Source organism: Couchioplanes caeruleus (assembly GCF_023499255.1).
GTDB classification, from domain to species: domain Bacteria; phylum Actinomycetota; class Actinomycetes; order Mycobacteriales; family Micromonosporaceae; genus Actinoplanes; species Actinoplanes caeruleus_A.
Window position 1 is genome coordinate 7,156,803 of sequence record NZ_CP092183.1, and the last position, 13,431, is coordinate 7,170,233.

The 13,431-nt window shown below is 70.9% G+C and carries 12 protein-coding genes and 1 tRNA gene; 5 read left to right on the top strand and 8 right to left on the bottom strand.

Annotated elements, in window-relative coordinates; genetic code table 11:
* Window positions 1-332 precede the first annotated feature (332 nt).
* A tRNA-Leu gene (locus COUCH_RS33045) sits at window positions 333-416 on the top strand.
* Window positions 417-533: 117 nt separating this feature from the next.
* On the opposite strand, the gene COUCH_RS33050 is transcribed toward COUCH_RS33045, so the two are convergent.
* From COUCH_RS33050 to COUCH_RS33065, 4 genes are all read right to left on the bottom strand, one after another.
* Window positions 534-1,154 (bottom strand): TetR/AcrR family transcriptional regulator, encoded by a 621-nt coding sequence (locus COUCH_RS33050; protein ID WP_249609094.1) that lies wholly within the window; start codon window positions 1,152-1,154, stop codon window positions 534-536.
* A 22-nt stretch (window positions 1,155-1,176) separates the two neighbouring features.
* Complete coding sequence (locus tag COUCH_RS33055) at window positions 1,177-1,851, bottom strand: ABC transporter ATP-binding protein (protein ID WP_249609095.1); 675 nt, start codon at window positions 1,849-1,851, stop codon at window positions 1,177-1,179.
* Window positions 1,848-2,972, bottom strand: a complete 1,125-nt coding sequence (locus COUCH_RS33060) for an ABC transporter permease (RefSeq protein ID WP_249609096.1) — start codon at window positions 2,970-2,972, stop codon at window positions 1,848-1,850. Before COUCH_RS33060 ends, COUCH_RS33055 begins: the two co-directional genes overlap by 4 nt.
* A 201-nt stretch (window positions 2,973-3,173) precedes the next feature.
* Window positions 3,174-5,903 (bottom strand): hypothetical protein, encoded by a 2,730-nt coding sequence (locus COUCH_RS33065; protein WP_249609097.1) that lies wholly within the window; start codon window positions 5,901-5,903, stop codon window positions 3,174-3,176.
* 128 nt (window positions 5,904-6,031) lie between these two features.
* Here COUCH_RS33065 and chvE point away from each other — a divergent pair, with 128 nt between their 5' ends.
* The 3 genes from chvE (at window position 6,032) to COUCH_RS33080 (ending at window position 8,580) form a co-directional block, all read left to right on the top strand.
* Window positions 6,032-7,162 (top strand): multiple monosaccharide ABC transporter substrate-binding protein, encoded by a 1,131-nt coding sequence (gene chvE, locus COUCH_RS33070; RefSeq protein ID WP_249609098.1) that lies wholly within the window; start codon window positions 6,032-6,034, stop codon window positions 7,160-7,162.
* Window positions 7,163-7,315: 153 nt separating this feature from the next.
* Window positions 7,316-7,834, top strand: coding sequence for a GNAT family N-acetyltransferase (locus tag COUCH_RS33075; protein ID WP_249609099.1), 519 nt, complete (start codon window positions 7,316-7,318; stop codon window positions 7,832-7,834).
* Between the two features lie 182 nt (window positions 7,835-8,016).
* Window positions 8,017-8,580 carry a Uma2 family endonuclease gene (locus COUCH_RS33080; protein WP_249609100.1) on the top strand — a complete coding sequence of 188 codons (564 nt, stop codon included), beginning with the start codon at window positions 8,017-8,019 and terminating at the stop codon, window positions 8,578-8,580.
* 19 nt (window positions 8,581-8,599) lie between these two features.
* On the opposite strand, the gene COUCH_RS33085 is transcribed toward COUCH_RS33080, so the two are convergent.
* Both COUCH_RS33085 and COUCH_RS33090 read right to left on the bottom strand, forming a co-directional pair.
* On the bottom strand, window positions 8,600-9,505 hold the full coding sequence (locus COUCH_RS33085) for an expansin EXLX1 family cellulose-binding protein (RefSeq protein ID WP_249609101.1): 906 nt from the start codon (window positions 9,503-9,505) through the stop codon (window positions 8,600-8,602).
* A gap of 42 nt (window positions 9,506-9,547) precedes the next feature.
* Window positions 9,548-10,309 carry an MOSC domain-containing protein gene (locus COUCH_RS33090; RefSeq protein ID WP_249609102.1) on the bottom strand — a complete coding sequence of 254 codons (762 nt, stop codon included), beginning with the start codon at window positions 10,307-10,309 and terminating at the stop codon, window positions 9,548-9,550.
* Between the two features lie 438 nt (window positions 10,310-10,747).
* On the opposite strand from COUCH_RS33090, the gene COUCH_RS33095 reads away from it, so the two are divergent.
* Window positions 10,748-12,088, top strand: coding sequence for a S1 family peptidase (locus COUCH_RS33095; protein ID WP_249609103.1), 1,341 nt, complete (start codon window positions 10,748-10,750; stop codon window positions 12,086-12,088).
* Window positions 12,089-12,152: 64 nt separating this feature from the next.
* Here COUCH_RS33095 and COUCH_RS33100 read toward each other — a convergent pair whose 3' ends face one another.
* Both COUCH_RS33100 and COUCH_RS33105 read right to left on the bottom strand, forming a co-directional pair.
* Window positions 12,153-12,821 carry a hypothetical protein gene (locus COUCH_RS33100; RefSeq protein WP_249609104.1) on the bottom strand — a complete coding sequence of 223 codons (669 nt, stop codon included), beginning with the start codon at window positions 12,819-12,821 and terminating at the stop codon, window positions 12,153-12,155.
* Window positions 12,821-13,372: a sigma-70 family RNA polymerase sigma factor gene (locus tag COUCH_RS33105; RefSeq protein ID WP_249609105.1), complete on the bottom strand. Its 552-nt coding sequence runs from the start codon at window positions 13,370-13,372 to the stop codon at window positions 12,821-12,823. Before COUCH_RS33105 ends, COUCH_RS33100 begins: the two co-directional genes overlap by 1 nt.
* Window positions 13,373-13,431: the final 59 nt, after the last annotated feature.

Consider the following 13,431-nt stretch of genomic DNA (forward strand, 5'->3'; position numbering starts at 1 on the left):
GCCGTGCGCGGCGACCGGGCCGGTCGCGGCGACCGGGCCGGGGGCGGCGACCGGGCCGGGGGCGGCGACCGGGCCGGGGGCGGCGGCCGGGCTGGGCTGGGCACAGTGGCCGGGCCGGGCCGGGCCGGGCCGGGCGTCGGAGCGGCGCCGAGTGACCGTCAGGGGTGCCGCTCGCCTCTTCGGATGCCGGTCGCCGAACGGTTCACCGCCTCAGGCAGTGGCCGGCGGCGACCGGGCGGCTCGGCCTCGCGACGCCGTGCGGCTGTCGGGCGAAGGGCGGATCGAGGGGTCAGCGTTTAGAATGCACCCAGCGATCGCCCAATGGGCCTCGAGCGGAAGTGGCGGAATAGGTAGACGCCCGGGTTTTAGGTGCCCGTATCCGAGAGGGTGTGCGGGTTCGAGTCCCGTCTTCCGCACCTGCATGGTGCCGCTGTGATGCGGCACGCCGTCCTGCCGCCCGTGCCGCGCAGGGCAGACGGCCGCATGGGCACATGTCAGCGAAGATCTCGCCGGCTGCCTCGTGCGGGTCGCGCCTAGCGCGGGAGACGTCCGGGAACCTCAGTTGGTTTCGCCGGGCCGGCGGTGTTCAGGAACGGGGTCAAGAGCTCGCGCACCCGTGCGTCGATCGAGGTCGTGTCCGCACCGTCCTCGATCATGCGGCTGGCGGTGTAGACGATCGAGCTGATCAGGCGTGCGGTGACGGCGGGGTCGGGTACGCCCAGGCGCTCGATGGCGGCGTGCAGGGGACGGCTCATCTGGTCGTGCATGAGCTGGGTGCTGGCGTCGACCTGCTCACCCGGCACCGACTGGATCAGCGCGGTGGCCAGGGCGTGCTCCCCCTCGGCGACCAGGCGCAGGTTGGCGGTGACGTACGCGAGCACCTTCTCGCCCGGGGTGCCGGCGGCCTCCATCGCGGCGTTGACGCGGCGTGACCAGTTGGGCAGGACTTCCTGGACCAGCTCGAGCAGCATGTCCTTGCTGGAGGGGAAGTACTCGTACACCGAGGAGCGTGCCAGCCCCGCCCGGGTCGCCACGGCGGCGAGGCTCGGCGCCTCGTGCGGGTTGTCCACCAGCAGTGCGCGGGCGGCGTCCAGGAGGACCCGGCGGCGTTGTGCGCGGTGCTCCGCAATCGTCGGTGCGTCGATGCGCGGCACGGGTCCTCCCCCTCGGCGTCGCTCAGCCGGTCAGCAGCCGGCCATCGATCATTTCGACTACCCGATCGCAGTGTTCCAGCACATCGTGGTCGTGGGTCACCATAACCGTAGCGACCTCCGCCGCCTTCGTCTGATGGGCGATCAGCCGGACCACGTCATGGCTGCGTGCGCGGTCGAGCGCGGCGGTCGGTTCGTCGACCAGCAGCAGCGACGGTTGACCCATCAGCGCGCGGGCGATGCCGACCCGCTGGCGTTCGCCGCCGGAGAGCTGATGGGGCCGGCGGTTGGCCTTGTGCGTCATTCCCACCTCCGCGAGCAGGTCGGCCGGGTCGCGGCCGCCGGCCCGGCGAGGGCTCAGCTTGGCGACGAGCCGCAGCTGCTCCAGTGCGGTGAGCGCGGGGATCAGGTTGCCGCTCTGGAACACGAGGCCGATGTGGTCACGCCGGTACGCCGCGCGCTGCCTGGCCGTCATGCCGACGACGTCGTTGCCGTCGACGGTGACCGTTCCCCGCTCCGGAACGGTCAACGCGCCGGCCACCGCCAGCAGGCTCGACTTGCCGGCGCCGGACGGCCCGACCACGGCGACGAGTTCACCGGGGGTGACCGTCAGATCCACCTCGTCCAACGCGGTGACCATCGCATCGCCGTCACCGAGACGGACGGTCACGCCGGACAGTGCCAGCCCGGTACGGTTCATCGCTGCGCTCCCAGGGCGGTGAGGGGGTCGACGGCCGCGATGCGGACGATGGCCACGGCAGCGCCGGCAGTTCCGAGCACCACCAGCAGGACGCCGGCGGCCAGCACCGCGGGCGCCTCGATGGCGAACGGCACGGCGCTGCCGCTGATCAGGCCGCCGAGCCCGACCCCGACGGCTATGCCCGCCGCGATCGAGGCGCCGAGCACCACGAGGGCCTGCACCAGCCCGTCGCGCAGCAGGTACGACCGGGCGGCGCCCATCGCCCGCAGCACCGCCAGCTCGTGTCTGCGGTTGATGGTCCAGACGGTGAAGAATGCGCCGACGACCAGCGCGGAAATGGCGTACAGGAAGGCCTGGATGAGTTGCAGGGTCGAGGTCTCGGCGGTGTAACCGGGCGAGGCGCCGTACGCCTGAACCTTGCCGTAGCTGGTCGTGCCGGCCACGGCGTCCCCGGCGGCCAGATCGAGGTCCCCGTCCGCCTGGAGAGCGATGGCGGTGGCTTCGGTGGCCGCCGAGGCGCGCAGCTCATCGCCGGGGCCGGCGCCCTGGTGCAGACGCTGCCAGGCCTTCAGGGGCACATAGGCGACGTCGACGTGACCGTACGTGCGCTGATCCGCGGTCGCGCCGACCACGGTGAACCGGGTGCCGATCCGGTCGATGACGACGGTGTCGCCGACCCGCAGGCCGGCCTCGAGGGCGGTCCGGGACACCACGATGCCGTCCGGAGCGCCGAGTCCGGCGCCCTCGGCGACCGGTGGTGACAGGAACGATCCCGGTTCGACTCCGAACATCGCCAGGTCGATGGGTACGTCGCGGCTGCTGCGGGCGTTGACCAGCATGTTGCCGAAGAGCGTGGCATCCCGTACGCCCGGCTGCTGACGCCACCGGTCGAGCTGTTCACGATCCACCACGCTGCGGGAGAACGCCGAGTCCAGCTTCATACCGTGGTTGAAGGCGAAGGCGGTCACCGGTAGCCGCTGCAGTCCGGAGACCCCGTCGTTGACCAGGCCCGAGGAGAGCCCGGACAGCAGCACCACCAGGACCGCGATGAGGGCGACGACGCTCCCCATGAGCGTGAACCGCCAACGCGCGAAGCGAAGCTCGCGCAGAGCCAGAAACATCCGTCCTCCTGCTACAGTTTTACCGACACCGTGTCGGAAACTATATCGGCAGGGTGTCGGAAAAACTCAAGGGCCCGGCATCATCGGCTTCCGGGCTTTGGATCCACGCATGACAACGCCCGGTGCGCGCCGGAACAGACAGCGGATCATGCAACGGAAGCAGTTCCGCGTGACGCACAGACCCCCGATGCTCGATCTGCCTCAGCGCGACGAGCAGAGCTCCTTCGGCTTCGTGTCGGGGAAGTAGCGGCTCCAATCCACGGTGAGGGACCGGGCGCATGTCTGCCGGATCACCGCCGCGAGGTCCGCATCGATACGCCACATCGTCGACTTGCCGTCGAGAACGGCCAGGTCGCCGCCGCTGAGCCGGGGTGTGGTGAGCCGCAGGCCCTGCGTCCGCAGCCGGAGCAGGTTTCTCCTGGTCGCCACGTCCCAGATCCGGGCCTCCGCCCCGTCGACGACCGCGACCGTACGGCCGGCGGGGTCGAAGGCGATGTCGGCCGTCTCGTCGAGGCCGCCGGCCTGCGCCACGGTTCGCGGGTTCCGGGGGTCCGTCGCGTCCAGGACCGTCATGCCGATGGTGCCCGCGTACGAGGTGACGGCGATCAGCCCGACCGGCCCGGCCTGGACGACCGCCGGGTGCGGGACGTGCAGGAGGGTGCCGACGCGGCGGCCGTCGGCGGTCCAGAGGTCGATGGCGTCCCGGTCGCCGTCGCGCCGGCTGAGGACGATGCCGGTGCCGTCCGGCAGGACCGTCGTCCCGCTGACGTCGCGAACGGGCAGGGTACGGATGGACCGGTCCCCCACGCGCCACACCTGAGCCGTGTTGTCGGCGCCCCTGGCGCTGAGCAGGGAGCCCGTACGGTCCATGCCGTCGAGCCGGCCCAGCCCGGCCGGGACCTCGATCCTGCGGGGGCGCTCCAGGTCGGTCAGGTCCCAGAGGGACGAGCCGGTCTCGCCGGTCCAGTAGATCGCCCGGCGTTCGTCGAGGCTGTTCCGGTGCAGGTAGCCGTTCGCGGCGGGAAGGCGGCCGGCCGGTCGCCACGCGGCGGCGTTGCGTTGCCAGAGCTGTTCGCCCTGCGTGCCGATGTCGTAGGTGACCGCGTACCGGCCGGGTGGCTGGGCGTAACCGTGGCCGAGGGTGGTGGCGCCGGCGGCGGCGTGCGCCAGGACCAGGACGTCGCGGGCTTCGGTGGTGGGTGCCAGCCGGTACGCGGCCAGCGCCAGGGCCGCCGCGTCGGCGGGCCGGGAGGCGATCAGGTCGCGGGCGGCGTCGGAGGCGCGCAGGGACAGCGCCTCGTTGCGCTGGCGACCCGCCTTGTACTGGGCGGCTCTCGCGACGATCGCGGTTCCGGCCAGGAGGACGGTCAGGGCCGTGAGCCCGGCGGCGAGGTGGCGCAGGCGGCGGGTCGTGCGCTGGTCCGCCCGGACGCGGGCATCCTCGGCGGCGAGACCGGCTTCGAGGAAGGCCCGCTCGCGCGGGTTGAGCCGGTCGCGGAGCCGGGCGGCCTGGTCGAGGCGGGTGCCGCGGTAGAGGGTGTCGGGGTCGTGCCCGTGCGTTTCCCAGATGGCGGTGGCCTCGGTGAGCCGGTGCAGGGCGCGCAGGTCGTCGCGGTCGTCGGCGATCCAACCGGCGAGCCGGGGCCAGGCCTGCAGCAGCGCCTCGTGGGTGAGGGTGACGCTGTCGCGGTCGATGGTGATCAGCCGGGCGGCGGCGAGCCGGTCCAGGAGGGCGTCGGGGACGTTCAGATCGGTACGCCGTACCCGCCGCTTGGTGTCCGCAGTGCCGTCGCCGGGCACCACCAGGCACAGGAACAGCAGCCGTGCGGCGCCGCGGTCGACCTCCGTGAGCTGCTCGAACGTGTGCTCGGCCGTACGCGCCAGAGCGTGCTCGATGCCGCCGACGTCCTCGTATCCGGCCAGGGTGAGGGTCACGCCGCGGCGACGGCGCCACATCTCGGCGAGCGTGTGCGACACCAGCGGCAGCACGGCGGGTTGCCCGCTGACGTCCGAGACGAGCCGCGCCACCAGTGCCGTCTCGATCGTGGCGCCGGCGCGGGCGGCCGGTCCGGCGACGGCCGAGCGCAGCTCCTCGGTCGTCATCGGGCCGACCAGCACCTGGGCGCGGTGCAACGCGGTCACCAGCTCCGGATGGCGGGCGCAGTGACCGTAGAAGTCGGCGCGGACGCTGACCACCACCCGGCTGTGCGGCCCGGCGGCCGTGGTCAGCGCCCGGATCAGCCAGAGCCGGGCGGCTTCGTCGCAGAGCGTGAACACCTCTTCGAACTGGTCCACGACCAGCAGCACGTCGGCGGCGGCCTTGGCGAGCCAGCCGCGCAGGGCCTGCGGGTCGGCGGCGAGATCGGTACGGATCCGGTCGGCGGGCTCGTCGGCGAGGGTCGCGATGGCCACGGCCAGCTCGGTGACCGGGTCGGCTCCCGGCGTCAGCACGAGCGCGGTGCGTGAACTGCGGGCGACCAGGCCGGCCCGCAGCAGCGACGACTTGCCCGCACCCGAGGCGCCGAAGATCCCGACGAACGGTCGTTCGCCGACGAGCGTCAGCAGCGTGTCGGTCAGCGCCTCGCGGCCGAAGAACCGGTCGGCGTCGCCCGCCTGGTAGGTGGCCAGGCCGACGTACGGCACGGGTACGTCTTCGTCCGCGCCGGGCTGGGCGGCGGCCAGCTGCCGCCACCGCTCGGTCCACTCGTCGGGGTCCCCGTCGCAGGCCCGGACGATCGCGGCGGTGATGGCCAGGCTGGGCAGCCGGCGGCCGGACAGGGCCTCGGACAGCGCCGCGGCGGAGTAGCTCGTCCGCTTGCCCAGCTCCCGGTACGACGGCAGGCCGACGCGCCGCCGCAGCCGCCGCAGGTCGCCGGCGAAGCGCAGCAGAGGCGTCTCCTCGGATTCCAGGGGGCGTTCCTGTCGGGGCACCGGCCCTCCCTCCGTCCGCGCCATTGTCCTCGCCGATGTCCAGCGTTTGTTGTTCAGCGAGCGGCCCCGAACACGAACAACGCCGGGCTGCATACGGTCGGCCCTCAACCGGCATTGAGGAGTTGTGCATGCGATCCACCCGCATCGTGGCGGCGGTGTCCGCCCTCGTCCTGGCCTTCTCGGCGGCCGCCTGTGGTTCCAGCGAGAAGACGACGGACAAGAAGGCGGCGGCCGGCACCGACAACGCCGGCGCGCTGGTCGGCGTCACCATGCCCACGCGGTCCTCGGAGCGCTGGAACGGCGACGGCGAGAACCTCAAGAAGGAGCTCGAGGCCCTCGGCTACAAGGTCGACCTGCAGTTCGCCGAGGACGACATCCCCACCCAGAGCAACCAGCTGGACAACCAGATCACCCGCGGCGCCAAGCTCCTGATCATCGCATCGATCGACGGCACCGCGCTCACCACTCAGCTGCAGAACGCGGCGGACAACAAGATCCCGGTGATCGCGTACGACCGGCTGATCCGTAACTCGCCGAACGTGGACTACTACGCGACCTTCGACAACTACCGGGTCGGGGTGCAGCAGGCGACGTCGCTGCTGACCGGCCTGAAGCTGCTCAACGCCGACGGGTCGAAGGGCTCGGCGAAGGGCCCGTTCAACGTCGAGCTGTTCGCCGGGTCCGCGGACGACAACAACGCCACGTTCTTCTACAACGGCGCGATGTCGGTGCTGAAGCCGTACCTGGACAACGGAACGCTGAAGGTGCCCAGCAAGCAGACCGACTTCAAGACGATCGCGATCCTGCGGTGGAAGCCGGCCGTCGCCCAGGACCGGATGGAGAACCTGCTGACCTCGACGTACCGCTCCGGCCTGAAGGTGGACGGCGTGCTGTCGCCGTACGACGGCATCTCGATCGGCATCCTCTCCGCGCTGAAGAGCAACGGGTACGGCACGGCCGCCCACCCCTATCCGGTCGTGACCGGCCAGGACGCGGAGGCGGCCTCGGTGAAGTCGATCATCGCGGGCGAGCAGTACTCGACGATCTTCAAGGACTACCGGCAGCTGGCCAAGACCAGCGCGCAGATGGCCGACGCCGTGCTCAAGGGGCAGAAGCCGGCCACGAACAACAACAAGGACTACGACAACGGCGTGAAGGTGGTGCCGTCCACGCTGCTCGACACGGCGATCGTGAACAAGACCAACTACGAGAAGATGCTGATCGACAGTGGCTTCTACACGAAGGCGCAGGTGCAGTAACGCCCTGCGCAGTGAACGCCGGCTCCGTGGTGGCGGCCTGCCCATGACCCCCCGTTCGGCAGGCGCTCGGATGACCGGCCCCCCGGCTGCGGCCCGCGTCACGGTGACGCGGGCCGCAGCCACGGACGGCTCCGGCGACGGGACGATGAACGGATGGCGTTGACCTTCGTTCTCGATCCCCCGCTGACCGCGCAGCTCCGCGAGCAGATCGTCGACCTCTGGGCCGACGTCACCAACGCCGGCGGCGCGGTCGGGTTCGTCGCCCCGGTCACCGCTGACGAGGTCCGCCCGATCGCCGCCGCCGCCTTCGCCGATGTCGAGGACGGCCCGGACCGGTTGCTCGTCGGCATGGACGGCGGCCGCCTCGCCGCCCTCCTGCTCATCATCGACAACCGGTTCGCGCTCAAGGCCCACTGGCGGGTGCTCAAGCGGGTGATGGTGCAACCCGGCTCCCAGGGCCGCGGGTACGGGGCAGCGCTGCTGCGCGAAGCCGCCGAGGTGGGCCGCGCGCTCGGCCTCGCCGGCCTGCAGGTGACGCTGCGGGACGGGCACGGGCTGGAAGACTTCTACGCCAAGGCGGGCTACCGCGTGACCGGCCGCATCCCGGGCGCGCTGCGCGTGGCCCCCGGCGACGACCGCGACGAGGTCTTCATGTGGCTCGACCTGCGCTGACAGGCACGGCGCCGGCTTGAGGGACGACAACCACGAGGCGGCGACTTGACGACGACCTGGTCGCATGACACCTTGCTTAACGACAAGCCAGGTGCAGCAGCGGTCGCGACGGTTCGTGTCGCCCGGGCAGGGCCTGACATGGCACGCTTGTGACAGCATCCGCCGAGAGGTGAGGCGATCCGATGACCGTGGCAATGCTGGAGCACCCGGGCCCGTGGAGCGAGGAGGAATACTTCGCGCTCGGCGAGACCGCGAACCGGATCGAGCTGATCGACGGGAGCCTGTGGGTGAGCCCCGCGCCGAGCAAGCGCCATCAACACATCGCATTCCTACTGGCGACCGGTCTCTACACCGCGGCCCAGCGAGCGGGTCTCCTGGTTCTCCTTGACGTCAACCTTCGGCTGGCCGGTGGGCGAATCGTCCAGCCGGACATCGTCGTGGCCGACACCGACGACGTCGGCACGACGGTTGAGGCCGCCGAGGCCAAGCTCGTCATCGAGGTCGTGTCGCCGAGCAACGCGGGCGTCGATCGGCTGCTGAAGCCGCAGTTGTACGCAGCCGCCGGGATCGGCTGGTATCTGAGGGTCGAACAGCCGGACGATTCAGTCGAACTGCACCTCGATCGACTGTCCGGCAACCACTACGTCCCGGCCGTGGTCACCGGCCCGGGCGAGACGCTCATTGCCGAGGAGCCCTTTGCGTTCCAACTGGAGATCGCATCGTTGCTGCGTCGCCGTCACACGTGACGAGCTGAAAGAGGGCGGCTCAGCAGGACGGCTCGGGGGCGGCTGCGGCCAGCGCCAGGTCTTCCTCCTGGGTCGGTTCCACGGTGGCCGCCTCGGTCAGCGGTGACTCCGGCGGGGAAACCGACGGGGACGGCTTCTTCTTCGAGGGGGACGGGGACGGCGACGCGGAGTGCGACTTCGACGGGGACGCGGTGACCGTCGAGCCGCCGGCGAAGCGTACGGATGTCGCCTGCTTCTTCTTCGGGATCAGCTTGAGGTTCTTCGCCGTGACCGTGTTGCCGTAGATGTCGGTCATCTTGATCTGGAACGGGCCGCTGCCGGTGCGCCGGTCGATGATCCAGAAGTTGTAGTCGGCGTGGGTGGCGGTCATCCAGGAACCGCCCGGGCCCTTCGCCTTGACCGCTTTGATGGGGTTGGCGTGGTTGTCGATGAGGACGGCCCACCAGTACTGGGACGAGCCCTCGGCGAAAGTGATGCTGAGCGGGCCGGGGGTCTTGGCGTTGGGAACCGCGCGGTAGGTGATCGGGACGACGCCCTGGACCGGGTCGGCGATCTTCTTGAAGGCCGTACGGCTCAGGTCCAGCCAGCCGACCGTGCATTCGGGGCAGGAGTCGAAGACCTTGACGCGGACCTTCCCCTTGGGGCCGGTGACGTCGATGTAGCTGCCGCACGACAGGGCCGCCGAGTATTCGGTGCGGCCCAGGGCGACGTACAGGTCGTCGGCGGGGGGTTTGAAGTTGCAGTTGCCCGTCGCTCCGGCGAGGTCGTAGAACGTGGCCTTGCCCTTGTGCTTGGCGCTGGTCGGCGGGGCGGCGCAGGCGCCGCCGCCGTTCTGCAGCAGCAGCGCGACCCCGAGGACGCCGGCCAGGAGGACGGCGCCGCCGGTGGCGAGCCAGCGGGGACGCAGGAGGCGATGAGCTGTCACGCTGAGGCATCCTGCGCGGGTACGGCGGGCCGGGCAACTCCTCTAAGGGACGCTTAAGACAGGCTCCCCCACCCGGATGACGCGCGTCTCACCTGCGGCGACGTCGGGGACGAGCTGAATGCCGAAGCGCAGGCCGTCGGCGTACCGGCGGATCGCACCGAGCAGGCGCAGGGGTTCCCGGCCCGACCCGCCGGTCTCCTGATCGATGGTCGTCACCACGCAGCGGCGGCAGTGCTCGGCGACGCGGAACGTCACGCCGCCGATGCGCAGGCGCCCGCCGATCCAGGCGTCCTCGGCCCAGGCGGCGGCTCCGGCGACGACGATGTTCGGGCGGAACCGGGTCATCGGGACCGGGTCGTCGAGGTGGGCGTTGAGCGCGTCGAGGGACGCCTCGTTGGCGAGCTGGACCGGGAAGCCGTCGGCGAACGACACCTGCCGGGCCGCGGGGTCGCCGAGCCAGGCCAGCCGGGCGTCGCGGCCGACGAGCTCGCTGAGCAGCGGCCGGGCCGCGGCGGCGAGCCGGGCGGTGGCCGGCGGCTGGGAGCTGAAGACGTGGACGGTCGTCTCGGGCGCGTCGACGGGTTCGGCGACGTCGAAGCCGTTGAGCACGATCCCGCCGGGCCGCGGCACGGCGTGCAGGCGGGTGAGGGCGGGCGCCTCGCGCTGGGTGACCCCGACCCCGTCGGCGTCGATCACCATCCAGCGGCGGTCGCCGGCCAGACCCCACGGTTCGGTCACCGCCTCGTCGTGGTCGAGGCGGTGACAACCCTTCACCGGGTACGTGTGCAGCGACGCGATCCGCATCCGCCCAGCCTGACACAGGCTCTTCGGCAGCGCGGCCCACCCGGCCGGCAGCGGGAGGCCCGGCGATCCGGCATGCATTTCTCGAGCGCCGGCGGCTGTGCTCGTCCGGCGGTCATGGAATTCGGGCGGAAATAGGCGGTCAACCTCCCTTAAATAGGCGTCGGTAGATTGATGTCCACCGGATCGCCAATTCGGTGTCGGCAATCGACGACGACAGGGGGCCCGAGCAAACCGTCCTCCACCAGCCCATCGTCAGGGCTGCCGACCTGCTACAGGCGCACTCGCCGCATCAGAAAATCTTGCATGCCAATCTCCCGTCCACTATGTACAGGACCCATCCGCGCCGGGATGCTGCGGTGAGCGGTCCGAGCGGAAAACCGGTTTATTCGTCGGACGTTTTCCGTCTCATCGTGACCGAAGTCAGCGGGGAGGAATGAAATGACAGAACCGTCGCAACGCACCCCGGTGCGGCGCAGATTAGTCGTGGCCGGGGCCGCGGCTCTTCTGGTCGTCGGCAGCGCCGTACCGGCGAAGGCAGATCCGGCGGCGACACCGCCGAAGGATCCCACGCCCACCAAGAGCGGCCAGGGCGTCCCCGAGGGGACCGACGTCTACGAGCTGTACAAGGCCGCGCTCGGCACGCAGGGCATGAAGAACCAGGAAGATCTGAACGACTTCAAGACCTGGCTGATCACCCGGCCGGGCGTGGTCGCCGACGGCTTCTACGAATCCGGGGTGAACATCAACGACCGCAGCATGACCCTGCAGTGGCACGGGAACTCGCCGCAGCAGTCCAAGGCGGTCACCGAGGGCGCCCGGCGCGGACTCAAGATCATCATCAAGCACGTGAGCTACACCCGGGCGTCGGTCGACCGCGCCACCGCGCTCCTCCTGGATCCGCGGAACGCGGCCCGGCTGGGCGGTTTCCGGGTGACCTCGGTGGCCGGCCCCACCGTCGAGAACGACAAGCTCACCGTGGCCGGCACGGTGCCCGGCAAAGCTGCCACCACGGCGGCCGACGTCGGCTCGCGGGCGTCGGCCATGGCGCCGGCGGTCAAGGCGCTCACCGGGCTGGACGCCGACTTCACCCCTGGCCGGGCCTCGATCCCGTACACCACGCGCTCGACGGACACGGGCGCGAAGAACGCGGGCGGGATGATCCGCGGCAGCCAGGGCAACGGCTGCACGAGTGGGTTCGGCATCAAGCGTTCGAACCTCACCTGGACCACGACGGCCCGGCACTGCGACGACGACAGCTGGCGGGCCTGGGATCTCAACACCTCCGCCTCGCAGTACGGCAGCCGGTACGACGCGGACGCGGGAACGGGCAACCGGCTGCTCACCGGTGACGGGTTCTACTGGATGTTCGACGGGGCGTGGAACAACTCCAGTGGCTACCACAAGACCGTCAACGGCCTGGCGGACGTCTCTCAGGGGACCTCGGTCTGCAGCAGCGGCGCCAACTCGGGCGTGCACTGCGGCCTGGTCGTCGACAACATGAGGGAGAGCTTCAACGACGGCTACGGGTCGTTCTCGTCGATCCGGGTGCACGCCCAGTCCGGCATCGCGGGAGCGCACGGCGACAGCGGGGGTCCGATCCTGATCCCGGTCTCGGGCGGGACCTACGTCAAGGCGGTCGGCATGCTGCAGGGCAGCCAGGAGACCCAGACCAGCAACTGCGGATCGCTGCGGATCGCGACGCAGTGCTCCGCCTATATCGAGTTCACCAGCGAACGGGTGTTCCTCAGCAACATGGGAGCCACCCTCTACACCGGCTGACGCGCCCGGCGATCGCGCGGGTCGCACCGCAGGAGGCGGCCTCCCTGACCGGAGGCCGCCTTCCCTATTTCACCTTTCCGGACGCCGGGGGCAGGTCCGGCCGGCTGGCCGCGGCGCTGCCGGCACGGTCGAAGGTCAGGCGGAACGACCCGGCCTGCAGAACCAGCTGCGACCCCGGTGTGCCGAGCACGGTGGTACGCGCCGGGCCCGAAGCCGTGGTGCCGTCCCGATTTCCGTACGCGACGGTGTTCAGCGCCGCGATCGCCGCCAGCCGGCGGGCGTCGTCGCCGCCGTACAGGGCGAACGTCGACCCGACGTCGCGCACCTCGAACCCGTCGGCCGTCCTCGTGAAGGTTCCGCTGAGCGTGTTGACGCCGTTGTAGATCACGATGCGGCCGTCCGGCACCAGGTCCAGCCGGGCGCCGACCCCGGCCGGGATGTCGGTGGCGGTCGTCCCCTCGGCGACACCGGTGAGGTCCCAGCCGCTGCCGACATAGTCGGCCCGGGCCGAGTACGCCGCCGGTCCGCCCCGGTCGGGCTCGGCCATCCAGCCGGTCATCACGGGCAGCATCGCCGCGATCCCCGCCACGGCGGTCAGACCGAGCGCCACGACGAAACCGGCGGTGACCCGCCGCCGGCGCAGCACCCGCCGGTGGACATCGCCGTCTGGCCCGCGCAGCGGGAATCCCTCGGTGGCCTGCAGCAGGTGCCGGCGCAGCTCCTCGTCGTCCATCAGTGGATCTCCTCTCCCTCGATCAGCGCCTTGAGTTGCCGGCCACCCCGTGAGGCGTACGCCTTCACCGAACCGGCGCTGAGGCCGAGCAGACCGGCGGTCTCCTCGACGGAGCAGCCCAGGTAGTGGCGCAGGACCAGAACCTCGCGGTGCCGGCGGGGAAGGGCTCGGAGGGCTCGTACGACCGCCTGTTGCCGGAACCGCTCGATCGCGTGGTCCTCGGCGCTCGCCTCGGCGGACAGGCTGGACACCGAGTGGCGCCGGGCCAGGAGGCGGCGCCGGAGCGAGTTGCGGGCCAGGTTCACGACGGTCTGGCGAAGGTAGGCCAGCGCCTTGTGCGGATCGCGCAGCCGGTAGTGGCGCGTGGCCACCCGGACGTAGGCGTCCTGCACGACGTCCTCAGCCGCGTGCGCGTCGTCCAGCAACATGGCCGCCAGCCGGACCAGGGACGAATACTGGCCGGTGAAGACCTCGCTCATCACGGAGGCCGAGGAGTCCTCGCGGCTGTCGACCGCCGGATCGGGCTCGCTGTCATGCACGGAAACGCTCATCACGTGTGTTGGACACTCAGACTCCCCGCCGGGTTGTGCCCGAAGACCGATCGGTTTCG